36 protein-coding genes, 1 other RNA gene and 1 pseudogene are annotated in these 24,530 nt (G+C 42.0%); 33 read left to right on the top strand and 5 right to left on the bottom strand.

What is annotated here, in order from left to right:
* The 4 genes and pseudogenes from GBN19_RS04485 to GBN19_RS04470 form a co-directional block, all read right to left on the bottom strand.
* Positions 1-528, bottom strand: a 528-nt coding sequence (locus GBN19_RS04485) for a hypothetical protein (protein ID WP_228271210.1), incomplete at its 3' end; no start/stop codon positions are given.
* A gap of 156 nt (positions 529-684) precedes the next feature.
* A pseudogene (locus GBN19_RS04480) lies at positions 685-1,725 on the bottom strand (tyrosine-type recombinase/integrase); the annotation flags it as partial.
* A gap of 184 nt (positions 1,726-1,909) precedes the next feature.
* Positions 1,910-2,182 carry a hypothetical protein gene (locus GBN19_RS04475; protein WP_151711104.1) on the bottom strand — a complete coding sequence of 91 codons (273 nt, stop codon included), beginning with the start codon at positions 2,180-2,182 and terminating at the stop codon, positions 1,910-1,912.
* A 1-nt stretch (position 2,183) separates the two neighbouring features.
* A complete protein-coding gene (locus GBN19_RS04470; protein WP_151777323.1) occupies positions 2,184-2,828 on the bottom strand; it encodes a hypothetical protein in 645 nt (214 codons plus the stop codon).
* Positions 2,829-3,028: 200 nt separating this feature from the next.
* Here GBN19_RS04470 and GBN19_RS04465 point away from each other — a divergent pair, with 200 nt between their 5' ends.
* The 21 genes from GBN19_RS04465 to GBN19_RS04365 all read left to right on the top strand — a co-directional run bounded on the left by GBN19_RS04465 (position 3,029) and on the right by GBN19_RS04365 (position 15,176).
* On the top strand, positions 3,029-3,298 hold the full coding sequence (locus tag GBN19_RS04465) for a helix-turn-helix domain-containing protein (RefSeq protein ID WP_151711082.1): 270 nt from the start codon (positions 3,029-3,031) through the stop codon (positions 3,296-3,298).
* Entirely contained in the window at positions 3,298-5,463 is a 2,166-nt protein-coding gene (locus GBN19_RS04460; RefSeq protein WP_171494434.1) for a Mu transposase C-terminal domain-containing protein, read from the top strand. Before GBN19_RS04465 ends, GBN19_RS04460 begins: the two co-directional genes overlap by 1 nt.
* A gap of 56 nt (positions 5,464-5,519) precedes the next feature.
* Entirely contained in the window at positions 5,520-6,275 is a 756-nt protein-coding gene (locus GBN19_RS04455) for an AAA family ATPase (RefSeq protein WP_151777322.1), read from the top strand.
* A gap of 2 nt (positions 6,276-6,277) precedes the next feature.
* A complete protein-coding gene (locus GBN19_RS04450; protein WP_151777321.1) occupies positions 6,278-6,946 on the top strand; it encodes a hypothetical protein in 669 nt (222 codons plus the stop codon).
* A complete protein-coding gene (locus GBN19_RS04445) occupies positions 6,939-7,139 on the top strand; it encodes a hypothetical protein (RefSeq protein WP_151710095.1) in 201 nt (66 codons plus the stop codon). Before GBN19_RS04450 ends, GBN19_RS04445 begins: the two co-directional genes overlap by 8 nt.
* A complete protein-coding gene (locus tag GBN19_RS04440) occupies positions 7,123-7,470 on the top strand; it encodes a LysR family transcriptional regulator (RefSeq protein WP_151710094.1) in 348 nt (115 codons plus the stop codon). Before GBN19_RS04445 ends, GBN19_RS04440 begins: the two co-directional genes overlap by 17 nt.
* A 94-nt stretch (positions 7,471-7,564) precedes the next feature.
* Entirely contained in the window at positions 7,565-7,783 is a 219-nt protein-coding gene (locus GBN19_RS04435; protein ID WP_151777320.1) for a TraR/DksA C4-type zinc finger protein, read from the top strand.
* Entirely contained in the window at positions 7,780-8,457 is a 678-nt protein-coding gene (locus GBN19_RS04430; RefSeq protein ID WP_151777319.1) for a DUF2752 domain-containing protein, read from the top strand. The genes GBN19_RS04435 and GBN19_RS04430 overlap by 4 nt, the downstream gene beginning before the upstream one ends.
* Positions 8,454-9,071, top strand: a complete 618-nt coding sequence (locus GBN19_RS04425) for a DUF3164 family protein (RefSeq protein ID WP_151777318.1) — start codon at positions 8,454-8,456, stop codon at positions 9,069-9,071. Before GBN19_RS04430 ends, GBN19_RS04425 begins: the two co-directional genes overlap by 4 nt.
* A gap of 17 nt (positions 9,072-9,088) precedes the next feature.
* Positions 9,089-9,361 (top strand): HU family DNA-binding protein, encoded by a 273-nt coding sequence (locus tag GBN19_RS04420; RefSeq protein ID WP_151777317.1) that lies wholly within the window; start codon positions 9,089-9,091, stop codon positions 9,359-9,361.
* Positions 9,361-9,654, top strand: a complete 294-nt coding sequence (locus GBN19_RS04415) for an Acb2/Tad1 domain-containing protein (RefSeq protein WP_151710089.1) — start codon at positions 9,361-9,363, stop codon at positions 9,652-9,654. The genes GBN19_RS04420 and GBN19_RS04415 overlap by 1 nt, the downstream gene beginning before the upstream one ends.
* Positions 9,653-9,721: hammerhead ribozyme type II (locus tag GBN19_RS04410), an RNA gene on the top strand. Before GBN19_RS04415 ends, GBN19_RS04410 begins: the two co-directional genes overlap by 2 nt.
* A gap of 200 nt (positions 9,722-9,921) precedes the next feature.
* A complete protein-coding gene (locus GBN19_RS04405; RefSeq protein ID WP_151710088.1) occupies positions 9,922-10,350 on the top strand; it encodes a gp16 family protein in 429 nt (142 codons plus the stop codon).
* Complete coding sequence (locus tag GBN19_RS04400; RefSeq protein WP_151710087.1) at positions 10,319-10,750, top strand: Mor transcription activator family protein; 432 nt, start codon at positions 10,319-10,321, stop codon at positions 10,748-10,750. Before GBN19_RS04405 ends, GBN19_RS04400 begins: the two co-directional genes overlap by 32 nt.
* Before the next feature lie 115 nt (positions 10,751-10,865).
* Positions 10,866-11,366, top strand: coding sequence for a glycoside hydrolase family 108 protein (locus GBN19_RS04395; protein WP_151777316.1), 501 nt, complete (start codon positions 10,866-10,868; stop codon positions 11,364-11,366).
* Positions 11,363-11,734, top strand: coding sequence for a DUF7940 domain-containing protein (locus GBN19_RS04390; protein WP_151777315.1), 372 nt, complete (start codon positions 11,363-11,365; stop codon positions 11,732-11,734). The genes GBN19_RS04395 and GBN19_RS04390 overlap by 4 nt, the downstream gene beginning before the upstream one ends.
* On the top strand, positions 11,731-12,075 hold the full coding sequence (locus GBN19_RS04385; RefSeq protein WP_151710084.1) for a hypothetical protein: 345 nt from the start codon (positions 11,731-11,733) through the stop codon (positions 12,073-12,075). Before GBN19_RS04390 ends, GBN19_RS04385 begins: the two co-directional genes overlap by 4 nt.
* Positions 12,072-12,383, top strand: a complete 312-nt coding sequence (locus GBN19_RS04380; protein WP_151777314.1) for a hypothetical protein — start codon at positions 12,072-12,074, stop codon at positions 12,381-12,383. Before GBN19_RS04385 ends, GBN19_RS04380 begins: the two co-directional genes overlap by 4 nt.
* A 7-nt stretch (positions 12,384-12,390) precedes the next feature.
* A complete protein-coding gene (locus GBN19_RS04375) occupies positions 12,391-12,939 on the top strand; it encodes a DUF3486 family protein (RefSeq protein WP_151777313.1) in 549 nt (182 codons plus the stop codon).
* Complete coding sequence (locus tag GBN19_RS04370) at positions 12,936-14,498, top strand: hypothetical protein (RefSeq protein WP_151777312.1); 1,563 nt, start codon at positions 12,936-12,938, stop codon at positions 14,496-14,498. Before GBN19_RS04375 ends, GBN19_RS04370 begins: the two co-directional genes overlap by 4 nt.
* A gap of 48 nt (positions 14,499-14,546) precedes the next feature.
* Positions 14,547-15,176: a hypothetical protein gene (locus GBN19_RS04365; RefSeq protein ID WP_151777311.1), complete on the top strand. Its 630-nt coding sequence runs from the start codon at positions 14,547-14,549 to the stop codon at positions 15,174-15,176.
* Between the two features lie 33 nt (positions 15,177-15,209).
* On the opposite strand, the gene GBN19_RS04360 is transcribed toward GBN19_RS04365, so the two are convergent.
* Positions 15,210-15,584 carry a helix-turn-helix domain-containing protein gene (locus tag GBN19_RS04360; protein ID WP_171494433.1) on the bottom strand — a complete coding sequence of 125 codons (375 nt, stop codon included), beginning with the start codon at positions 15,582-15,584 and terminating at the stop codon, positions 15,210-15,212.
* An 80-nt stretch (positions 15,585-15,664) separates the two neighbouring features.
* Between GBN19_RS04360 and GBN19_RS04355 the strand changes: the two genes are divergently transcribed.
* From GBN19_RS04355 to GBN19_RS04305, 12 genes are all read left to right on the top strand, one after another.
* Positions 15,665-15,844 (top strand): DNA-binding protein, encoded by a 180-nt coding sequence (locus tag GBN19_RS04355; protein WP_151777309.1) that lies wholly within the window; start codon positions 15,665-15,667, stop codon positions 15,842-15,844.
* A gap of 98 nt (positions 15,845-15,942) precedes the next feature.
* Positions 15,943-16,581, top strand: coding sequence for an antA/AntB antirepressor family protein (locus GBN19_RS04350; protein WP_228271209.1), 639 nt, complete (start codon positions 15,943-15,945; stop codon positions 16,579-16,581).
* 1 nt (position 16,582) lies between these two features.
* Positions 16,583-16,717 (top strand): hypothetical protein, encoded by a 135-nt coding sequence (locus GBN19_RS16215; protein ID WP_266095375.1) that lies wholly within the window; start codon positions 16,583-16,585, stop codon positions 16,715-16,717.
* Between the two features lie 72 nt (positions 16,718-16,789).
* On the top strand, positions 16,790-18,373 hold the full coding sequence (locus GBN19_RS04345; RefSeq protein WP_151777308.1) for a DUF935 domain-containing protein: 1,584 nt from the start codon (positions 16,790-16,792) through the stop codon (positions 18,371-18,373).
* Positions 18,373-19,695 (top strand): phage head morphogenesis protein, encoded by a 1,323-nt coding sequence (locus tag GBN19_RS04340; protein ID WP_151777307.1) that lies wholly within the window; start codon positions 18,373-18,375, stop codon positions 19,693-19,695. Before GBN19_RS04345 ends, GBN19_RS04340 begins: the two co-directional genes overlap by 1 nt.
* A 179-nt stretch (positions 19,696-19,874) precedes the next feature.
* Positions 19,875-20,351, top strand: coding sequence for a phage virion morphogenesis protein (locus tag GBN19_RS04335; RefSeq protein ID WP_151777306.1), 477 nt, complete (start codon positions 19,875-19,877; stop codon positions 20,349-20,351).
* A gap of 183 nt (positions 20,352-20,534) precedes the next feature.
* Complete coding sequence (locus tag GBN19_RS04330) at positions 20,535-21,626, top strand: phage protease (protein ID WP_151777305.1); 1,092 nt, start codon at positions 20,535-20,537, stop codon at positions 21,624-21,626.
* Positions 21,623-22,033 (top strand): hypothetical protein, encoded by a 411-nt coding sequence (locus tag GBN19_RS04325; protein WP_151777304.1) that lies wholly within the window; start codon positions 21,623-21,625, stop codon positions 22,031-22,033. Before GBN19_RS04330 ends, GBN19_RS04325 begins: the two co-directional genes overlap by 4 nt.
* Positions 22,030-22,938, top strand: coding sequence for a Mu-like prophage major head subunit gpT family protein (locus tag GBN19_RS04320; RefSeq protein WP_151777303.1), 909 nt, complete (start codon positions 22,030-22,032; stop codon positions 22,936-22,938). Before GBN19_RS04325 ends, GBN19_RS04320 begins: the two co-directional genes overlap by 4 nt.
* A 2-nt stretch (positions 22,939-22,940) precedes the next feature.
* Entirely contained in the window at positions 22,941-23,369 is a 429-nt protein-coding gene (locus GBN19_RS04315) for a gp436 family protein (protein WP_151777302.1), read from the top strand.
* Entirely contained in the window at positions 23,363-23,992 is a 630-nt protein-coding gene (locus tag GBN19_RS04310) for a phage protein Gp37 (RefSeq protein WP_151777301.1), read from the top strand. Before GBN19_RS04315 ends, GBN19_RS04310 begins: the two co-directional genes overlap by 7 nt.
* A gap of 10 nt (positions 23,993-24,002) precedes the next feature.
* Entirely contained in the window at positions 24,003-24,527 is a 525-nt protein-coding gene (locus GBN19_RS04305; protein WP_151777300.1) for a hypothetical protein, read from the top strand.
* The last annotated feature ends 3 nt before the right edge of the window (positions 24,528-24,530 follow it).

The raw sequence follows: 24,530 nt of genomic DNA, 5'->3' as shown, positions 1-24,530 counted from the left end.
GTATTGAGTGCTATTTTTATCAAGAAAATTGATGAATTGAATTTCTTTTTTTTGTTTCTGTGTTGGCTCTTTTCTTAGTGCCTGCTGCATTTCATTACGTAGGTCGATGCACTGATTTTTATAAAAATTGTCATCATCAATAGAACAGGATTGAGAAATATAAATAGGGGTGTTCTTGATTAACTCTTCAGCAATATTAAAGCCTAATTTTTTTAATTCTACCAATATGCGTTTTCGGGCAAAACCGACACAGTCATTAAAAGGGTCGTAATCCCCACCATCTGCGATAAGTCTGAGTGTATCAATCGGGCAGCCATAAAAATCATTATCATTTTGCTCATATTCAACAAGCGTGTATTCATTTTTTAGAATGAGTTTTTTGGTTCTATTTAATATTTGAATATTATTTATAAACCACCGAGCGGCTCTTTCATGAGTCATATTTTCGCAACTGGCAAAAATCTCTAACAATTCAATGACCGAAATAAACTGTTTTGGAATACTGTCTAAATCTTCATTTGCACCCATCAAAATCGCCTCCCACAGCATCCCCAAAAATAAGTTAAGCCAATCAAATTGGGTATTTGACTTTCGCCCCGTCAGGCTAGGCTTAACAAAATCATTATAATTTATATTTATTTGTACTTCTGCATATTCAGCTAATTAGTATGTTACATACTGTCATTATGCTTTCTTAAATTGAATGACCGTATCATCTGCCAATTGTTCTAAATGGTCGGCGTACCATTGCATTAAATGTTTACGGTCATTGAGATACTGAGCTTTGTTATATACGCCTGCCACGCCGTCTTTAACGTGGGCTAAAGCTGCCTCAATGTGCCGTTCATCAAAGCCCTTGTTATTGAGCAATGTACTGGCAATGTGTCGAAAGCCATGTGGGGTTTGTCTGCCCTCATAACCTAAACGCCGTAACGCCATGATGAAAACGGTATCTGATTTGGGCTTATTCGGATTAGATCGGCTAGGAAAGAGGTATTCAGATTCACCACGAATGGACTTTAATTCATTGAGCAAATTAACCGCTTGAGTCGGTAATGGAATGACATGTTCACGGCGTTTCTTCATACGTTCTTCGGGGATATTCCAAAGCCCCTCATCAAGATCAAATTCATGCCATTGAGCTTCCCTTAATTCACTGGGGCGACAAAACAACATCGTAAGCAATTTTAAGCCGATACGAATATCAGGAGTCGGATAGTTATCTATGGCTCTCAATAATGCAGGTAAATCCTTTTCATCGACATGAGCCATGTTTTCCTTTTTGCCTGACTCTAAAAACTTATGCAGTCCCTCAAGTGGGTTGTAGTCAATCCGCCCAGTGACTTTGGCATAGTCATAAATATCACGGCACATGGTGCGAATACGCTTCACCTGTTCATAAATTTTATGTTCTTGTTGGATGCCTTTTAAATGTTCCATCCATTCAATCGGGCGAATGGATACAAAAAGCCGTTTACCGAAAATAGGGTAGATATGCTTTTCTAATGCGCCCCTGTTTCGGGTCAATGTATCGGCAACCCATGTATTTTGTTTGGTGTCTATCCATTCTTTAGCCAGTGCTTCAAAGGTGGCGTTACTTTCTTCGAGTTCTTTGGCTTTGCGTTCTTGCTTGGTGATGATGGGATTTTCACCTTTACCAATATCGGCAATTAATTCTTGGGCTTTCTTACGTGCTAATTCCCCACCTATTTGAGGATAGCCACCTGTGACTTTATAACTGATTCTGCACTAGATAGATGTGGGATATGGCGGGATATAGTGGGATGATCTGGGATAGACCCATTGATATATATAGCTTTGAGAGTTTTTGAGAGCAAACCAGGGGAGTTTTCTGATTTGCTCTTTATTTTGCACTAAATTCCAACGATTCTAAATTTGATGCTTATTTTTATACTTTATTTTGCACCGTTAAAATCGTTGGAATTTGGTTTAGCAAAGACTCCACAGCTGAGCTGACAGTTCTTGTGAGCAGATGATCTGGTGCACTTAAATCATCCATATTGAATTGCAGGGTAAATAGCTCATTGCTGGATAGCTTTACTTGTATTGAGATTTGTTGACTTTGGCTATGTTCCTTAAAGATATTCAGAATTTCTGGTTTTAAAGCAACGCTGTGTAATTGATCTACTTCAAAACTTTTATCTTTATTTGTTTCATGCATACTAAGATACACTCCTTATGAGTTGATTTATTGTTGATGTCATTGCTTCTTTATATGAAGCCTCGCCACTATACAGTTCGTAAACCAATAAAATCAAATCAGTTTTTGCTTTTGGCGACATGATTCGTCGTGTTGAGCTTAGTGCCTCTTCTACCGTAAATATACAATCTTTTAAGACTTGAATATTTACGGCTTGGTCTTCTTTCAGGCTTGCATAAACCGCAGCAACAAACTGAGCACGTCCATTAGGTTGCATCATTCTATTCGTTGCTTTTAGTGCCTGATCTAGCGTTTCAAATGCTTGCTCAAGTAATGATGTGTCGAGCAGCTCTGCTTCTAGCGTCACATCTTGCTTTGGTTCTAGTACATCTACAACCGCAGATGCTTGCTGTTCAAAGGGTTCACCCATACCTGTAACCAACCAAGCTGGGTTCGCACCAGTTGCAGCACATATTTTATTTACTGTTCCATGATGCAAAGAAGAACGTCCCTCTTTCCATATTCCAGTGAAAGTCCCCTTAGACAATCCAACACGAGTTGCAAAACTATAAGGGTGATTTAACTCACTTTCAGTCATCAAGAACTTAATTCTTTCTTTGAGAGGGTTTTCAAGTTCTGAATCATCTTTAACTTTTAAAGAACTCATGACAAAAACTCACTAATAAAAAAGAACCAAACAAAGTCTTGAAAAACAATAATATTTTTAAAAGACGATAAAATAGTTCTTCAATCTTTAAAAAGAACTGTTGACGGTTCTTTTTAAAGAACTTATATTGTCGTTAGATTAAGTAATTACCTAGTCTAACACGTTAAAAAAAATGCCAATTTGGGCATTAAGGAGTTCACATGGGATTAGAGCAAAAGCCCACAGAACAATGGGATAGATACAGTATTAAAGCTGAAATTGAGCGTCGTGGTAAGACGATGACTCAACTTGCGAAAGATTACGGTATGTCTGATCGGACAGTGCGTAATGCGCTATATATCCCAAGTAAAAAAGGAGAACTTGTTATTGCGAACTTTCTGGGAAAACCTTTGCACGAGCTATTTCCAGAGCGTTGGACAATTGATAACAAGCGTATCTACCCACGTTATAGCAATAAGGAATGTGCTTAATGAAGACACATTACAGCGTTGCTGAATTACTAGCATTAGAGTTAGACGGCTTACCTAAAACACAGAAAGGATTAGATAAGTTCTTAGCTAGAAATGAGTTTCAGTATAAAGAAATACCTAGTCGCGGGAAAGGGGGTATTCGTAAAGAATACGAACTCACTAAAGAACTCATGAAACTTGTGGTTCTTAAAAACATTAAAAGAGAACTTATTGCTACTGAATCAACTTCAGCCAATACAACAGCCCTAGCACCTATAGCTGAGGCTCAGAACCCAACCGAGCTAATGAACTGGCAACGTGAAGTCGCTGAAAACCGTTTATTCATTGTGCGCTATCTGCAACAGCAAATTAATCAGGGTTGTAAAAAGACCCCAATGATTCAGAAGTTTATTGAACAAGCGGCTGAAGGAACTCTACCGACTGAAATGCAAGAAGCCGTTACTAAGGCAAATGCAAAATCGGGTGAGAACCGCACCATTAGCCGACGTTCAATTTTTGACTGGATGAAAGCAGTTGATGATGCAGAAAAGCACAAAATTGCAGTGATTTCAGTGCTTGCACCAAAGCAAAGAGCATCTCAAATCCCAAGCTGGGCGGGCGAGTTATTGCGACTTTGGGGGCAGCCACAAAAGCCCACTTTAACGGTGTGTCTGGAACAGCTTCCGCAATATTTGGATGCAAATGTTGAGTGCCCATCCTATGCACAAGCCTATCGTTTTTTAAATGAAAAAATGGGCAAAGTCGATGTGATGCGAGGACGTATGGGTAAACGGGAAATCAAAAATATTCAGCCATTTATTCGTCGAGATACTTCTCTGCTTTTACCAACAGACGTTTATACAGCAGATGGTCACTGCTTTGATGCTGAAGTGGCGCATCCAATAACTGGTAAACCATTTCGACCTGAGATTACATCAATTATTGATGTTGCAACCCGTCGTTTAGTTGGCTGGTCGGTTTCACTTTCGGAAAGTAGCTGGTGTGTTTTAGATGCGATTCGTATGAGTGCAACTGAGTGCGGTATCCCCGCGATTTTCTATGTGGATAACGGCTCAGGTTATAAGAACGACATGCTCAAGGCTCAAGGGCGCGGTGTGATGGCTCGTTTAAATACTGAGGTTAGTCACGCATTGCCTTATAACTCGCAAGCTAAAGGCATGATTGAGCGTAGCCACCAAACTCTTTGGGTAAAAGCCGCGAAAAATTTACCAACTTATATTGGTAAAGACATGGACAGCGAAGCCAGTAATGTCGTGTTTAAGCTAACACGTAATGAAATCAAGCGTTTTGGAACATCTAAGGCATTAATGAGCTGGGTTGATTTTATTGCGTATGCGGCTCAAGTAGTTGAGCAATATAACAATAAACCCCACAGCGGATTAAAGCGGATTACTGATCCAGCAACGCTCAAAAAGCGTTATCAAACCCCGTTAGAAGCGTGGAATGAAGCGTTAGAACAAGGTGCGCCAATTGACCGAGTAGAAGATTGGGATGCTGAAGACTTATTCCGTCCATACGAAGAGCGCAAAGTGCGTCGCGGTGAGATTGAGATTTTCGGCAACCGTTACTTTAGTAAAGATCTTGAACAGCATCACGGACTCAATGTGCTGGTCGGTTATGACATTCACGATGCAAATAAAGTAGTTGTTCGGGATGAAGACGGGCGTTTGATTTGCTATGCAGTTTGGAATGCCAATAAACGTAATTATTTCCCTGTTTCTAAGGTGGAGCAAGCTCGTCAAAACCGTGCTGATGGTCGGTTACGTCGCTTAGCAGTGAAGCAATCTGAGGTATTAGACGAGTTGAACCCGAAAGCCATGATTGAACATATTGAGAATCAAACAGTTATTCCATTTGACCAAATGAAACGTCAAAAACTCATGGCAGAACTGGAAGCTTTACCTATACAGCCAAAACATGAGGAGCGTATTTATTTTAAAGATGTGAATCTTTCAATTGATGCAGAGCCTACGCCACAAAAAACGGTAGAAATCTCTCCAATGGAACGTTGGATTGCAATTGATCAAAGAGTTTTAAACGAGGAGGAATTGTCAGAAGAGGATGAAAACTTTTGGAAATTGTTCCAAATGTCTAAGAAGTTTAGACAGCTTAGTCTAGATGACGAAACGCTCAAAACGTATTTAGAGCGTCGTCAAGTGTCGTGATGGTATCGGAAGTACCAGCACAAAATTCAATCAAGAACATATTTATGGTGATTTAAATGACTGCAAATGTCAATCCTATTTATACAACTGGCGGAATCGCCAACATTCGCAATATTGCTCAATGCTATGAAGCGGTGAGCCGTACTTTACAGCGTAATCCGCTATTGCCTGGCATCTCTGCATTCTACGGGCCAAGTGGCTTCGGAAAGTCGACTGCTGCCAATTATGTGGCAACAAAAACCAATGCTTTTTATGTGCAAGTAAAGTCGACTTATACCAAAAAAGCCTTTGCTCAAGCGCTGTTACGTGAAATGAGCATCCCGATGCCGAATACATTGAGTGAAATGATGGAGCTTGCCAGTGCTGAGCTAGCGAAGTCTGGTCGCCCACTCATTATTGATGAGTTTGATCATTTGGTGAACGGTAATAAAGTCGAAATTGTACGGGATTTATATGAAGCCAGCCAAGGGACATTTTTGATTATCGGTGAAGAGTTACTGGCACGTAAGCTTGAAAAGTGGGAACGCTTCCACGGACGTGTATTGAACTGGGTTCCCGCTCTACCCTCTGATTTAAATGATGTGATGGAGTTAAGTCATATTTATGCACCGAGTATTGAGATTACACAGGATGTACTGGAGCAACTGGTTTCAGTCGTTCGGGGTTCTACTCGTCGTGTTTCTACGAATCTTGAAATGCTGCATGAGAATGCATTGGAGCTTGGGGTTAAACGAGTTTCCAGCAAAGAGTTAAGTCTTATTTTACCGCATGGTTTTGTGACTGGCGAAAGCCCAAAACCACGGAGTTTCTGAACATGGATATCGCGTTTTTTAGACCAAACTTTAAGGAATTGGACATCATGAACTCAAAAACTCCGTATGAGTCTCCCCGTCAGCGCGTATGGAATGCGATCCGTAAGAATCGTGAAGAGTTTACGATAGCCCTTATTGCTGATGAAGGTAATGCAACTTATGAAAGTGCTCGGGAGTTTGTATCTCGATTAATGAAAGCTGACTTTGTTACATGCACCAAAGTTCAAAATAAAGAAAAATTCTTTAATCTAATCAATGATGTTGGTTATACATATCCTTCTTTTAACAAGAAAGGAGAATTGATTCCCAGCATGAGTGGAAATAAAGCAATGTGGAATACATTGCGGATTACAAAAATGGCTCTTAATGCTTATGAACTGTCTGCAATTTCTAGTACGGATAGCCAGAAAATTGCTGTCGAGACTGCAAATAACTACCTCATTTCTCTACATCAAGCAGGCTATCTGAAAATAGTTAAGGAATCGAAAGTTACAGGGGGAAAAGCTAAGTACGTTTTATTGCCTGAAATGAACACTGGCCCAAAACCGCCACAAATTCAACGCGTCAAACATGTATTTGATCCGAATACAAATCAAGTGATGTTTGCAGAACGTCCTGAGCTTGAAGAAGAACTTAAACACGGAACAATCTTGGGAGAGTTCAATGCTTAATTCACATCACAGTCACTCGGTAAATATTCATCGCATTCAGGTCATTACTGAACGTGATGACTATAAAGCACGCTTGGAACATAGCCTGAGTACGCTTGGGTATGAGCGTACCAAGTACCGCATCATTATTGCCATTTTAGTGATGCTTTTAGTCATTTTGCTTGGGAGTTTATTGTATGTCATTAACTTCTAATGAGCTTCCAGACTGGAAGCAACTGGTATTGAACCGCAAAGAGCAGCTTGGCAGTTTACAGAAAGTTGCGGATGAACTGGATTATTCACGCACAAGTTTGTCGCTTGCTTTACGTGACAAGTATATCGGCAGTACTGAGCGTTTGGTTAAGAAAGTATTGGCGGTGCTTGGAAAAATTGAGTGTCCTTATTTAAAGCACGAAATCAGTTCTATTGATTGCCAAAAGTACAAAGAGCGTGATGCCCCTACCCAAAACCCCGCAGAAATGCGGCATTGGAGAGCATGTCAATCATGTTCGATTGGATGTGGTCAGATAAAGAAAAAGGAATAAGAAATGAGTGATAATTTTTTTTGGCTTGCTGTGGTTTTCATCATTTTTGGGTTACCAGAAATCTTGGGCTTAATTGAAAAATTCGGGGGTTGTCATGGTTGATTTAGTCGATATGGCAGAAGATTTCCATGCCTTACAACTGCAAGAACAAATCAATGCACGCCCACAATTTCATGCTGTAAGTAATTTTGAGTGTGATGAATGTGGTGACGTGATTCCTGAACAGCGTCGTAAGCTTGGTGGTGTGACGTTGTGTGTTACTTGCCAAGGTGTGCTTGAAGCGAAACAGAAGCATCACAGAGGTTACCGATGAAAACGCGATGTCCTGCTTGTGGTGCAACTTCAAGTTTAGATGCATTGCTTGGTCATAGTGAAGCTAGTCAAGCCTTTGTTTCTTCTCTGAGTTTGTTAGGCGATTTGAAAATACCAATGGTGAAGTATCTAGCGATGTTTCGTCCCCAAAATCGTGATCTGACTTTCGAGCGTGCTGCGAAGCTGCTCACTGAGATTGCACCTGATTTTGTGGCTAAGCAAATCAAGCGAGGTCATCACACCTACCCAGCGCCTACGGGCGCATGGGGATGGGCAATTGGAGTGCTCTTGGAGCGTCGTGATCAGAACAAAATTGATTTGCCACTGAAAACCCATGGTTATTTATATGAAGTTATCACTTCATATAAGCCTGATCAGCATGCCGCGCCTGAGCCAACAGCAACGGCAAAACGCCCGCCATTGGTTGTTGAAAAATCAATGTATGAGCGTCAGCAAGAGCGAAAAGCACATGAGCAGCAAAAGCATGAAAAGCCCGCTTTCACGTTCAATGAATTGATTGCTAAGGCGAATACGAACAAGCCCAAACCACAGAGAACTTTGAAAGACATACCAGCTGAACAGGTTTTTGCACATGTTGCAAAAAACCGACGTGATGGTGAAACCCACAATGAATGCTTTGAGCGCCTATTAACTGAACAAGGAACAACACCATGACAACCCAACAAATTCCACATGGCTACTGGGAGAATGCAACAGGTGCATTAATTCCAGAAGCCAACGTCAAAGAAATTGATAAATTGCGTGACCAAACTGTTCGCACAATTTTCAAAAAAGCACAAGAACTGAATGAACTACTCACCGTTTTTAAAGATTCAAGCTTTAGCGATATTGCCAACTTTAGCCAGATTTCTGCCGACCAATACGGTGCAAAAATTGGCGGCAACAAAGGCAATCTTTCATTGAGTAGCTATGACGGACGTCTAAAAATCCAGCGCAACATTGCAGAGAAAATCAGTTTCAACGAGCAACTTCAAGCAGCCAAACAGCTCATTGATGAATGCCTAGAGGAATGGACGGATGGCAGTCGTAATGAAATTAAAGCTCTGATCAACCGCACCTTCAACGTCGACAAAAAAGGAGAAATCAGCACAGCAAAAGTACTAGCCCTTAAAACTATCGAAATCGACCACCCGAAATGGCAGTCAGCAATGCAAGCCATTTCAGACAGCATCAACATTATTGGCAGCAAAGCCTACCTACGTTTTTACACCCGCGATGATGCAACTGGTGGTTATTTACCACTATCACTCGACATCGCATCTATTTAATACAGGAATTTTTTTATATGAATAAGTCAGAACTAATCAAAAACGTCTCAACAGCATCAGGCTTGACTCAAGAACAAGTCACCAAAGCACTTAACGGTTTTGAGTCTGTTGTCAAACTCACACTCGCTGCTGGTGAAGATATCACCCTCGTTGGCTTCGGTACTTTCAAAGTTTCAGATCGCCCTGCGCGTACTGGCCGTAACCCTAAAACTGGCGAAGAGCTTCAAATTTCTGCGGCAAAAGTACCAACGTTTAAAGCAGGTAAAGCACTTAAAGAGGCAGTGAACTGATGGAAAAGCAAAAACTTACAGGTTACCGCAATCTCTCTCAAGCAGAAACGGACTTGATCAACGAAATTAAAGCTAAAGGCGTGGAATTGGGTGCTTTAGTCGAAAAGCTATTTGATCACGCCCGTCAACAACTTGAGCAAGCAAATGCACATGGAGCTGCAACAGGTGATTTCACAGAGTTTCAGCGTTTAACCGATGCTGAGCCACACCACTGGGTAGCAACTGGCGCAACTAATTTGCAGCAAGGACTTATGGCATTAACCCGTGCAGTAGCACAACCAACAACCTTCTAAGCGAAACACAGGCATCCGTGCCTGTGTCTACTGGATGTCGTGATCCAGTACTGACGAGCAGCGAATAAGGAAAATATATGATTAAAATTGAAGATTTAGACAAATTACCACCTGAAGTTGTGGAAAGCTTGGGTGAGGTATCATGAGCTTATCTATGAAACAAGAAGATATACTTTTTGTGGCTATCATTGTTTTGATTATTGCATGTCTATGTATGACACCTTCTGAATCAACCCATCAGGCTTTGGCTTATTTATGAGTATCGCCATGAAAAAACCAACACGTAACCAACGCCTTGCGGCCATTCATTTGGGTAAAAAAGAGCTGGGTTTAGATGATGATACTTACCGTGATTTACTTGAGCAAGTCACTGGTAAGCGCTCAGCGAAAGATCTAAACGATGATGAACTTGTTGCAGTATTAAAGCGTTATGAAGAACTTGGATTTACTAAGCCCGAGTTCGGTACAAAACCTAAAGTTAAAGCGTCTAAGGAGGCTTTAATCGGCAAAATTGAAGCGCTTTTGGCAGATGCAGGATTGCACTGGAACTATGCAACTGGCATTGCTAAAAAAATGTTTAAAAAAGAAGCGTTAGAATTTTGCAGTGAAAATGAGCTATATCGTATAGTTGCAGCTTTAGAGTATAGAAAAAAGAGAGCGCAACATGAAGGACGAATATCTCCACAAACTTCCTGAAAACCTTAGAGTTATTATTCAACTCACTGACTACCGAACTGCCATGACTCTAGTGCAACGGTTCGGTGGTCATGATTATTCATTTCCCCCCATGAAAATGGTTTCTGAAAACCATGAACTCGCTATTTTACTCGGCTTTAATAATCTAAAAAAATTATGTCAGTATTGGAGTGGAGATAGGGTTTATATTCCTAAAGCAGATCGTTACATTGGTTTACTTAGAGACCAGCGAATTAAACAAGATTTAGAAGAGTTAGGCGCTGCATCAAAAGTTCAAGACCAGCTAGCTGAAAAATACAAAGTTACCCCACGCTGGATTAGAAAAATTCGTAAAGATATGGTCGAGAATAAACCCCAAAAAGCGAAGGATGATGACCAGTTAGACCTCTTCATGGCTTGATATCCTTCGCCTCTCTTACCGCCCAAGTGGCGGTTTTTTATTGGAAGTATTTCCGCTCAAAAATAAAGCTCATAAGCCAAACAATAACGGGACGTTAAATAAGAGTTTTAAAATAATGCCGATTACTTTTGATGATGTTTTTGATCGTACCATCGGACATGAAGGTGGTTATGTCAATAATCCGAAAGATCCTGGTGGGGAAACGAATTGGGGGGTTACAAAAACAACTGCTATGGCAAACGGTTATACAGGTTCGATGAAAGCCATGACCCGTGAACAAGCAAAGGAGATTTATCGAAAAGCATTTTGGCAACGTACTAAATGCGAACAATATAATCCTATTCTTGCATTTCAACTTTTTGATGCTGCGGTGAATCATGGTATCGGGAATGCGATTCGTATGCTACAGCGTGCTGTCGATGTAGCGGATGATGGTCTTATTGGTCAATTAACCCTTGCAGCTATTCAAGCCAAGTCGATTGATGACGTGGTGATACTCTTTAATGCTGAGCGCTTAAATTTTTATACTAAGTTATCGACCTTTGCGACCTTTGGTAAGGGGTGGACAAATCGAGTGGCTCAAAATCTCCGTTATGCTGCTGGAGATACGCCATGAGCAAAAAACCGTATGTTTCACATGCTGAATTAAACCGTCGTTTACAGCAACAGAAAGCACACTTATTGAATAATCGGCTGCAACAGGCGCAACCTTTGCAATATGTCACAGCCACGATTGGCACAATTGAAAATCAAGCAGGTGTATTGGTACATAACTGGCGTAGTGGCTGGAAGTGGATTAGCAACTGGGCATTTATCTTGATTGGGTATATTTCGGTTTATGGCGTGCCCAATGAAGTTTTAATGTTTGTACCTGAAGCCTCACAAGCCAAAGTTACAGGGCTTTTAGCTTTAATAGGTCTGGTTTTTCGATTTATCAATCAAACTAAAAACAAGGCACTTCCCCCAGTGGCGGAGGGTGCATGACCATTCAGCTTGAGGTCTATCAGTTCATTATGATCCTGATCGCGGTACTCAGTACCGTGATTGGGACGGTAAAACTGCTTTGGTCTCGTATTGAAAAAAGCTTAGAGCAAAATTTCTCAGCGACCAATCATAAAATCGAATCCGTTGCTCAAGAGGCAACCAAAAGCCAACAAGACATTCGACAGCTTGAACGCCAGTTTTTGGAGTTCAAGGCAGATATGCCGTTCCGATATATTGCCCGCGATGACTATATTCGGGGGCAAACAGTCATTGAAGCCAAACTGGATGCCGTCGCGGAAAAATTAGAAAAAGTACAAATTAAACAGGGTTTACAGACATGAGCATTGATTTAGCAAAGAGCCGCCGCGAAGGTATGCGTTGGAATATTTTAAACGCACTGGATAAAGCACGTCCGTTAGGCGCGTTAGATATGCTGCTGTTAGATGTTATGCGTTCCATCTACCCAGATACTACCCCGCAAGAATTACACGTTCAGCTTGAGTATTTAGAGCAACGGAAAATGATTGAAATTCAGCGTCAGCCTGATGGGCACTGGCATTCAAAGCTAGACCGCCTAGGCATTGATTGTGTGGAATACACCATTGATTGCCAAGCAGGAATTGCACGACCTACAAAGTATTGGACTTGAGGTGAGCATGGCACGAGAGTCATCGATTGATCAACTCACCGCAGAAGATAAAACATGGCTTGACCGTCGTTTTATGGATCAGGGCTTTTGCGGTTATGAAGAAATCGCCAAGATTTTACAAGAACGTGGTTATAACGTCAGTAAATCGAGTGTGCACCGCTATGGTCAGAAGATCGAGCAAAAACTTGCTGCTGTTCAGGCAAGCACACAAGCTGCCATGATGATTGCTGATGCTGCACCAGATGACAGTGATTTGCGTAGTTCGGCAGTTTTATCATTGGTACAGACTGAACTGTTTAATGCTTTGATTGATTTGCAAGAATCTAGCGACCCCGATACTGATCCCGCAGAGCGCATCATGCTCATGGCTAAAGCAGGCAAAGGCATTGCCGAAATTTCCAAGGCATCTGTGAACCAAAAGAAATGGGAATCCGAAGTTAAAGAGCGTGTACAAGCGGCTGCCAAAGCGGTAGATAAGATTGCCAAGAAAGGCGGTTTATCTGCTGAAACTGCGGCTGAAATTCGTAAACAGATTCTAGGTATTGTCGATAAATGATCCAAGAGCCAAACTCACCAATTGGGCTATTACAGCCTGACTTCGATAGTGATATTCCTGCGGTTCTGTTGCCCTATCAGCAAGAATGGATTGCAGATAAAAGCCCACTCAAAATTGGTGAGAAGTCCCGTCGTATTGGTTTAACTTGGGCTGAAGCCGCTGATGCCGCGTTAGAATGCGCCAGTGATCGCTCTGCGGGTGGTCAGAATTGTTATTACCTTGGCTATAACAAGGACATGACCGTTGAGTTTATTCAAGCCTGTGCCATGTGGGCGCGGGCTTATGGCTTGGCGGCTGCTGAGGTTGAGGAAGGTATTTGGGAAGATGGTGATAAACATATTCAGACCTTTATCATTCGCTTTCCAAAGTCAGGTTTTCGGATTGAAGCCTTAACCAGCCGTCCGTCTAACCTCCGTGGTCGTCAAGGTCGAGTTATTCTGGATGAAGCGGCATTCCATGAGTCGCTAGATGAGTTATTAAAAGCTGCACTTGCCCTGCTCATTTGGGGTGGTTGTGTTCGCGTGATTAGTACCCATGATGGTGAAGATAACCCGTTCAATGAATTAATTAATGAAATCCGTGCAGGTAAACGTAAAGGCACGGTTCACCGCACGACTTTCCGTGAAGCAGTGGCACAAGGTTTGTATAAACGTGTTTGTATGCGTAAAGGCATTGTCTATGATCCACATGAGGAAGCATTGTGGATGCAGGAAGTTTATGACTTCTACGGCAGTGCGGCAGATGAAGAATTAGATGCCATACCAAGTAAAGGCGGTGGTCGTTGGTTGCCACATTCATTACTGGAAAGTAAAAAGGACGCCAGTGTTCCAGTACTCCGCTTTGAGGCTCCAAAAGGCTGGGATGATTTTGAACGTGTCACTGAGGAATCACGTAATGCCGAGGTACTTGAATGGTTTAATGAACATTTAAAGCCTGTGCTGGAAAACATTCCAAAGAAAGTGACGAGCTTTTATGGTTTGGACTTTGCGCGTAAACGAAATGCCTGTTCATTTTGGCCGTTGGTTGAGCAGCAGAATACCAATAAACGTATTCCGTTTTTATTTGAAATGTTCAAAGTACCTTATAAGCAGCAAGAGGAATTTTTAAAACTGATTGTTGCCAAGTTGCCTAACTTCCGTAAAGGCGCACATGACGCTGGTGGCAACGGTGGTTATTTGGCTGAAGCGATGCAAGTGCTTTATGGCGAACGTATTGAAGCAATTATGCTGACTGAGTCATGGTATCGAGAGCATACACCTCACTTCAAGGCAGCGCTGGAAGACGGTGATATTGAGAATATGCCTGCGGATCAGGACGTGCAAGAAGATCACCGAGCATTTGTGATGGTGAACGGTGTGGCGCGTATTCCAACAATGGGTAAAACTAACTCGAACAATAAAGACCGTCATGGCGATAGTGCGATTGCTCACTTGTTGGCGGACTATGCCGCTAAGAACCCAAGTGCCCCAATTGAGTTTATGTCACTTCCATCCCGTGAAGAGATGGAAATGAGACAGGATGATTTTGATGGGTGGTTTAGTGATGTGGGGTGTTTTTAAATGATTAAAATTTAAGTAAAATGATCACCTCTTATACAGGTGAACTTTATGAAAAAAATATTATTTACTACAGCAATTTGTATGATGGGATTAGTTGGATGTTCTAAGTCAGAGGAACAAAAAACAACAAATACTGAGAATACAATTCAACCAACCATAGCGCAAGAAAGCCCAGCAGCTAAAGAAAAAACAGATGAAGAAAAAGGACTTGAGCGCCTTTTGGCAAATAAAACTTTACCTGAAGCAATTGCCATGATTAAACCAGAAATGTCAGATGAGTTCGATGCCTTGCCTCCAGCAGCAGGACTGATGGCTGTTTGGATGGAAAACTATAAAACCAAAATAGGAGACATCCAAGCGATTGAATCTACAACCCGAGGTCAAATTTTAAAAGATTCTTTTAATGAGCGTGGTAAGAAATACTGTGTTCATGGTCAGATTGTGGAAATTCAAGTGGATCGTTCAGGAGGTTTTCCTGTTTACCATGCAGGTATTGTATCGAACTATACTGATGTTACCCGAGTTTTAGCAGTTGGCTCTACAGGTAGTTTAACAGCAAATTCAAAGGGAACTTTTTGTGGTGTTGTGATTGGTAAAATTGGATTTACTAATTCTGTTGGTGGTACAACGAGTGCCCCTTATATAGTTGGAATGTTTGACCTACCTGCAAATAGATAATCTAAAGAAGCCTTACAGTTGTAAGGCTTTCTTTTATTCTTCTCTTAATGATGGATCAACATCTTTTTCTGACTCACCTAAAGCAATTGCTGTTAGTAAAGCTCTTAAACGGTGGATTACTTCATCAGGATGACGACGACATAGTGCAATCAAAAGCATTTCATCTACTGAAAGTTGTTGCTGTTGCTGATCCTCTGGAAGAATACCGAAAAGCAGCCAATCCGCACTTACTTCACACGTTTGACAAAAATTAATAATAAAGTCCGCATCAGGCTTGCGTTCATCTGTTTCGTAACGTGCAAGAGTGTTTCGGCTTACCCCAACAAGACCAGCAAAATCATCTCGTATTAAGCCCATTGTTGTACGAATTTGACGAATTCTCCCGCCAATAGTTTTAAAATCTTCCATAAAGCATCCAATTTTGTGTTTACAGGTACTCATAATAGGGTTATATTGCACATATACCAACTACATAGAGTTTATCACAAATGACCCCAGAGGAAGTAAAAGCCAAATTCCACCAAGAAGGTAAAACCTTTACGGATTGGGCAAAAGAACATGGTTATCGTCGTGCCGATGTGTACCGTGTCCTCAATGGCTTATGCAAAGCAAAACGTGGTTTAGGGCATGAAATTGCCGTAAAACTTGGGTTAAAAGACCCACAATAAAAAACGCCAGCCTAAGCTGACGTTCTTCATAAATCACATGATTATGACCCAACCCTCAGAAAGTTGCCATAATCATCTAACGCTAAGGAAATTCTAACATGAATTCTAACGCTGTAAATACATCTGTAAAAAATTCTAACGCTATGCAACTTGTACCTGCCTTTACAGGTATGTTGGATGGCAAAGAGCAATTGCTTGTCAATGCTCGCAATTTGCATGAATTTTTAAAAGTTGGTCGTGATTTTTCAAATTGGCTAAAGAAACGTATTTCTGATTATGATTTCGTTGAAAATCATGACTTTGCAGTTTTCGCCAAAGTTGGCGAAAACCCAGAAGGTGGTCGCCCTCAAGTCGAATACCACATCAGCTTAGACATGGCGAAAGAGCTTTCAATGGTAGAAAAAACCGAGAAAGGTCGCCAAGCACGTCGCTACTTTATTTCAATGGAACAACATGCGACACACCAACAAACCACCCTTGTTCATCTCAACACTAAACTCAAAGACAAACTCATGTCACAACATTTGCGTTATCGCCAAATGTATCGCTATCTACAAAAAGAGCTTTCCCAAGAAGAAATTGCCCGTTGTATGCAAATTTCAACACGGATGGTGCGAATGCTTTATCGTGAAATGCAGGAGCTTGAATTATTGCCTGAGCAAGAGGTTTTTGTGTTGGCACATACTGGGCGTATTTCTCGTATTACCACACAAAGCCAACTCGGCTTGGAGGTGTAATATGCAACCTGAACGATTTGAAAAAATGATTCAACTCTCATTAGAGTTTTTAGAAAAGAATGATTTAGATGCAGCGATTATTACGCTAACTGCAATTCAGCTTTTAATTCAAAATAAGGGTGTGATGCCAAGTTAGGAACGACTTCCACTCATATTCTAACTAATCATCCTTCAAATTAGGCACAATCTTGTATTGTGCTTAATTTTTATGGCTAAGAAAAAAACTAAATCTAACACTCAAGACCGTAGCGCGTTAGAAACCAATCAAACCGCTGAGATTGCTTGGCTGACTAATCAATGGCAAGAGCATCCAGTTGTAGGCTTGACCCCTGCACGCTTGCACCGATTACTGACCGATGCCGAGCAAGGCAATCTACAGGCTCAGGCAGATTTGTTCTGTGATATGGAAGAACGTGACGGGCATATTTTTAGCGAGATGGATAAGCGCAAAAGTGCCATCAAAGCCTTAGAATGGAACGTCAAACCACCCCGTAATCCTTCTGAGCAAGAGCGCAAGATTGCCGCTGAAGTTGCTGAATGGATTGATGATATTCAGGACTTTGAAACATTTTTATTTGATGCAATGGATGGCGTTGGGCACGGTTATAGCTGCCAAGAAATTATATGGCATCAACTTGGTAATCTATGGCTTCCGAAGAGTTTTGGCTTTGTCATTCCGCGTAATTTTATGACGCCATATTCAAAGCCTAATGAATTACGGATTAATGATGGATCAATGGAAGGTGCTGAATTTTGGGACTTTGGTTGGTTTATACATCAGCATAAAGCCAAGTCAGGCTACATTGCCCGTTCAGGATTACACCGTATTTTAAGCTGGCCGTTTCTGTTTAAAAACTACGGTATTCGTGACGTGATGGAGTTTTTAGAAACCTATGGTCTACCGAGTAAAATCGGTAAATATCAGGAAGGTGCAACCCAAGAAGAAAAAATGACCTTACTGCGTGCAGTCATGTCAATCGGACGCAATGCTGGAGGTATTATCCCCAAAGGCATGACCATTGATTTTGAAAAAGCCACCGATGGTGACACCAAAAACCATTTTGACTTGGTTGATTGGTGTGAAAAGACTCAATCTAAAATTATTGTCGGTGGTACTTTACTGAGCCAAGCGGACGGTAAAACATCAACCAATGCTCAATCCTCAACGCATGAAATTCAATTTGAAACCATCAAAAAGTCGGATGCTCATCAATTAGCGCGTTCTATTAATGATCATTTGATCAGCTATTTAATGCGTTTGAATTATCCCAATATTACCCCAGACCGTTATCCAACATTTTGGTTTGATACCTCTGATACTGAAGACCTTGAAAGTTTCAGTAAGGCTTTGGGTGAAATGGTGGATACAGGTATGAAAATTCCACTGACATGGGCGCATGAACGTGCGGGCATCCCAATGCCTGCTGATGATAAAGAACTAATCCTTGCACGTACACCATCGCAAACGCCACAGTTGGCAGTGAATACTTTCCAGCCTCATTTGTTAGGTCATTTGCTTGCAACAAACAGTAGTCAGTTACCACTGGAAGACCAAGCCATGCAGTTGTTACTCAAAGAGCAGACTCAAACAGCTCAAACCACAGCGCAGGAATGGACACAAGACCTACTTAAAAAAATTCAGTCGGGACAAAATGAAGATGAGGTTTTGGCACTGTTACAAGATGCTTACCCAAACGATGAAGAACCAGCATTACAGGAAAAACTAACTCGATTAATTTTTGCGTGTGAAATGCTTGGGCGTTTAAGTGTTGAAGCTGAGGGTGAAAGCTGATGCCAACTCCACAACGTCCTGAACTCAAGGCTTTATTTGAATTGCCTCCACAAGATGCGATTGATTACCTAAAAAATAAAGGCTTTAAAATCGGTTGGGATTGGCACGAAACTTTAGACGATGCCCACAGCCGTGCGTTTACCGTCGCAAAAGTCGCTCGGATTGATATTCTACAAGACATTCGTAAGTCGCTGATCACTGCGTTAGAAAGCGGTCAGGGCTTTGAAAAGTGGAAAGACAATATAACTCCAGTCTTACAAGATAAAGGCTGGTGGGGACGTAAAACGGTGATTAATCCTGAAGGCAAAGAACAAGACGTCCAACTGGGTAGCCCACGACGCTTACGCACCATTTACGATACCAATATGCAGTCGGCTTTTTCAGCAGGACGTTATAAAGCGATGTTGGCAGGTAGCGATACCCGACCCTATTGGGAATGGCGGCATGTCACCATAAGCAATCCAAGGAAACAACATCTTGCATTGAACGGACAGCTTTTTAGATTTGATGATCCATTTTGGTCAGTGGCTTACCCGCCTTCAGAATGGGGCTGCAAATGCCGTGTAATTGCCCGATCTAACCGTGAAGTGGCTGATAAAGAGATCCTCTCCAGTGAGGGGCGTCGTACTGAAATTACTGAAAAAGTCGGTACAGATCGCAATACAGGTGCAGATGTTTTTGCCAAACGCACCCAGTTTAATATTCCGACTAAGTCTGGTGAAACACTCAGTTTTGCGCCAGCAGCAGGCTTTAATGGTTCGCCAGCGAGTAGCTATTTGATCGATACCGTTTTGACTAAACGTGCCACAGAACTTATGGGAACAGAAAAAGGCTTACAGCAAGTGCAGCAGATGCTGAACGCCCAGCCACGTATCAAAGCCCATGAAGCTTTTGTCAAAAACTCGATGAGCTTTGCCAAACCGCAGAATAAAACCAGTACTGTTGGCGTGATTCAATCCAAAGAAATTGAATTTTTAGCACATAAAGGGCAAGCGGTTGAAAGTCCGATTATGACCATTAGTGACCACCTTATGGTCGGTAAAAAAGCCCAGCGGCACGGTGACGCGGGTAATGCACCAACGCTAGAGGAATGGACGGCTCTCCCTCAATTGATCACACAAGTTGAGCAAGTTGTCTACGACGTGAAGAACGAAAGCGTTTTGTATTTACTGCCCGCACTGGTCAAGCAACATGAAGATGATGTGTTGAAGCTGTCTATCCGCAACCAAAATGGCGTGATGGAGATTGTGAGTATTTTTAAAGTTAAACAGCTTGATATTTCAGCGGGCATTCAATCTGGACAATATGAAGTGGTGAAATAGCGGCTGACTTGCACAGCATAATATCAATGCCTTTCGACACTCATAACCCTTCTATTTGGAAACTACTATTTCACCGAGAAGATGGTGGCTGACTTGCACAGCATAATACTGACTAACAAAACTTGTTAAACCGTAACCTTTCTTTTAGGAAACTACCATCTCACAGGATAGTTTAATTTATGACCGTTATACAAATCAACGACCAAAACCTGATTACTCGTTTAAATAAGGTTGCTCGTGCAATGCGTGATCCTACGCCGTTAGGACATGCGATTGCCAATAGCTTTCTCACTGTAGTTGAGGACAACTTTGATGCTGAAGGTCGACCTTCTTGGGCTGGATTAAGTGCAGTGACATTAGCGCGACGTCGATCAGGGAAAAAACTTTTTCAATCAGGTCAACTCCGCAACAGTATTACCACTCAGGTCAGTAAAGACAGTGTGATGATTGGAACAAATGATCCTAAAGCCCCAACACATCAGTTTGGGGCAGAACAGGGAGAGTACGGACATAGCTCTCGAAATACGCCTTTACCTTGGGGAAAAATTCCTGCACGACCATTCTTACCGATGGATAAAAACGGCAATCTTCAAGCCGAAGCTGAGCAAGCTATTTGGGATGATGTCGACCATTTTTATAAAACTATATTTGATTGAGTCGGAATATATCGTTAGATCAGCGTTAGATTGTTCTAAATTAAATACAAAAACCAAAAGTAATGAATCTATCATGTTCATTATTGGCATGGTTTAAATCGCCTTAAAACAAGAATTATGGTTTTTGAATTTTCGGAAGCAATTCCAACCTTTTTTTAATTTCCCGTCATTCACACTGCGAGTATGAAAAAGACATTACTCGCAGCAGCAGCTTGCTCATTCGACTTAAGCGCATCATCGAATCACTTGGTTTTAATTCCTGAAGGAATTTTCCGAGCGAATGATGGTCGCCCGTTTGATGCTCCCCACTGGCAACTTACACCAGAACGTGGACATCAAATAGTTGCAGCCTTAAATCAACGTGCCATTGATATGGTGATTGATTATGAACATGCCACATTAAAGGCACAAGAAAGTGGTGAGCCTGCTCCAGCTGCTGGATGGTTGAAATCTAGCTTCTTTACTTATGTGGATGGAGTGGGCTTATGTAGTACGCAATTTGAATGGCTTGATCGAGCACAAGGCTTTATTGAGTCGGGAGAATATAAATACCTTTCACCTGTCTTTTTATACAACAAACAAGGTGAAGTTCTCGCTTTACTCAATGTTGCTTTAACCAATACCCCTGCATTAGATCAGTTGCCCGAAGCCAAGCTTGCTGCGGCAGCACAGGATTACTTTACCCAAAATTCAACCCAACAGGACTCCGAAATGGATGAGTTATTAGAACAGTTGCGCTGGATGCTGAACCTGCCTTTATCTGCAACACCAGAAGAGATCATGGCGGAACTCAGCAAACTTCAGTCGCAAATTAAAGAAAAAACTGGCGTTGCAGTAGCCGCAAATAGTCAAAACCTTTTTGATGCCATTGCCGTAATTGATCAAATCAAACTGGCAGCGAACAGCCAATCTACGGTTGACCTGAGTCAATATGTTCCGATGGCGGTGTATCAGGAAGCTGTAAACAAAGCAGGTTCAGCCGTTGCTGATGCCAAAGCCAAAGAAATTGATGACCTGATCACTGCGGCATGTAGTGATGGACGTTTAACAGGTGATGCGACTATTAATTGGATTAAGGATCAGGCACAGACCAACCCTGATTTTGTCAAAGCACATATTGAAAGCTTGCCAAAAATTGCCGCTTTAACTCAGCGTCAAACTGAGCAAGTCAATTTGGCAGCCAATCATCAACAGTATGGCGGTCAACAGCATACCCCTGAAGCGTTAAGTGTTGCTGCACAAATGGGGATTGATTTAGGAGCACCACAAGTATGAGCAGTATTTTAAACCAAGAAGAGCGTCAAACACCTTTACGTGAATTGGGTTTATTTGCAGTCCCAGTCAAAGCCAATGCCGTCCTGACCGCTGGCTTTGCTGCTGTGGTAGATGCCACTGGTTATGCCGTTGCAGCTACAGCCGCAACAGGTTTGGTTTATCTCGGACGTTATGAAGATAGCGTGGATAACACGGGCGGTGCAGATGGTGATGTTCAGGTGCTTGTACGAAATACCTGTGCTTTTCAGTTTGCAAACAGTTCAAGTGACCCAGTGACACAAACCTCATTTGGATTGCCTTGCTATCTCGCAGATGGTGAAACAGTTGCCGCAACCGATAACGCGGGGACGTTATCTAAAGCAGGTCGTGTCGTGGGTATTGATGAAAATGGAGTATGGGTAGAATGAAGGTAAATGCAGCAACTATTTCAGCAATCTTTATGGGTATGAGCACAGTCTTTAATAAGACTTTTGCTGATGTACAAACCACCTATCAAAAAATTGCCATGACCGTTCCAAGTTCGAGCGCATACGTGGACTATCGTTGGCTTGCTAATTTCCCGCAGATGAAGCGTTGGATTGGCCCAAAACAAGTCACTAAATTGTCTGACTATAAATACACCATCGTCAATGAAGATTTTGCAGCGACGATTGAAGTACGTCGTAACGATATTGAAGATGACCAACTGGGGATTTATAAGCCACAGGCAGAATCCGCAGCATGGTCTGCCAAGCAGTTACCAGATGAGTTGATCTATGAATTGGTCAATCAATCCTTTACTGAAAAGTGCTATGACGGTAAGCCTTTTATTTCAGTCAATCACCCTGTTGGCAAAAGTGCGGTGAGCAACAAAGGAACGAAAAAACTCTCCATTGAATCTTTAGCCAAAGCGCAAGGCAGTTTCGGTGCTGCCCGTATTGCCATGATGCAATTTAAAGATGATGAAGGTCGTCCACTGAATGTGAAGCCGAACATCTTACTTGTACCCGTTGCGTTGGGTGATACTGCCCGTGCATTAATGACGGTAGACCGCTTAGAAGATGGAAAGCCAAATCCTTATAAGGGTGTTTGTGAAGTGGTTGAAGAGCCACGTTTAACCAGTGACAGCGCATGGTTCTTACTGGATTGTAATAAGCCAGTAAAACCATTTGTTTACCAAGAGCGTAAAAAGCCTGCGTTTGTACAACAGACCAATATGGACTCTGACGATGTATTTAATCGTGGTGTCTATAAGTTTGGTGCAGAAGCACGTGCAGCGGCTGGATTTGGTCACTGGCAATTGGCTTACGGTTCGGACGGCACGGTGGATTAATCATGAGCTATGTAACGGTAGAGGCGATGCGGCTCAAGTTCGGTGAGTCTGAATTAATTCAATTGACGGATAATGAAGCACCTTACCAGCATGCTATTAATATGGATAAGCTGAATGCAGCCATGCAGGAAGCCAATTCTGAAATTGATGCCTATATCGGGAGCCGCTATCCACTACCGTTACAGGTCATGCCACCCTTCTTGGTCAATATCGGTTGTAACTTGGCTCGTTTCTATGCCAATACGGGCGATTTGTCTGAGAATGATCCGATTAAAACCCGCTATGACGCATCAATTAAAACCTTAACCAAAATTTCTAAAGGTGAACTGACATTAGGTGGTTCACCTGCGGGAGAGTCCACACCTGTAAAAACTACCAACAATGTTGTATTTGCTATTGGGCGTCGGGATTTTGGAGGTAAAGGATGGTGAACCTGAACCTTTCAATCATTGAGCAAGCCATCAAGGATGAGATGGCGGCTCAAATTGAATCTGGACATTGGTCTTGGATTCGTGAAATCAAGACTTATGGCGGTGAATTTGATGATGATATTTCAGCCGTCATTAAAGCCTTTCCCGCGATTTGGATTACTTTCGACGGTTCAGGATCACCCAAGCACATTAGTGCTGACAAAGTTGAATATCCCGTGAAGTTTGCGGTTTTAGTTGGCGCACGCTCTTTACGCAATGAGGAGACTCAGCGGCATGGCACAGGTGCAGATATTGGGACGTATCAAATGCTGGACTATGTCCAGCGTCTACTGCTTAACAATGATTTAACCAGTCAACAAGTGAAAGGCTTAGCACCGATTATGCTAGGTCGAACCAAAACCATTTTTAATACATCCACACGTGGGCAGTCCATTAGTGTGCTTGCCCAAGAATTTACCACTCAATATGTCATTCAGGCATCGGATCGCTTGCGTGAAGAGAATGCTGTTGATGAGCAAGGTCAACCGCTTGTTGCGGAAATCCACCGCATTAATTTTGATTATTACTTGCAACCTAGCGACGAAATTAAAGATCAATCCGATCTCATTCAATTGAAAAAATAAAGGCAAAAATATGAGTTTTCAAGCAGAGGTTAATTTGGAAATGACAGTACGTATCTCAAGCCGTGATCAAGTCACAGGCGCAGATGTTTTAAAACTTAATGCGCTGTTCGCAGCAGTTGAAGCATTGGGCGGTGTGATTAATCTACCCGCGACTGACTCAGATACTGGCGGTTCTGACTCAGGTAGCAATACTGGCGGTTCTGACTCAGGTAGCAATACTGGCGGTTCTGACTCAAGTCTGATTCAAATTACAGATGTCAACATTTATCCAAATACGGTCATTTTAAAAGATGCACCCAATGAAACAAAGATTCAGCTTATTGTCACTCCAAGTGGCGCAAATCAAGCCATTACAGTCACAGATGTGAGTGAAAATAATGCTTTGCAATATCTCGAATATGATGCTGCAACACGCACAATCTCAACACGCGGTCAGTACGCGGGTCGTGATGCCACGATTTTAGTTGAATGGAATGGTGGCTCTAAGCAATTCACTATCCCAGTTCAACTCTACGCACAACCGCAAGCTGTATGAGGT

This window comes from Acinetobacter brisouii, from assembly GCF_008993995.1.
GTDB classification, from domain to species: domain Bacteria; phylum Pseudomonadota; class Gammaproteobacteria; order Pseudomonadales; family Moraxellaceae; genus Acinetobacter; species Acinetobacter brisouii_A.
The sequence above is the reverse complement of the archived record's forward strand: the minus strand, read 5'-3'. Positions and strand labels throughout refer to the sequence as shown.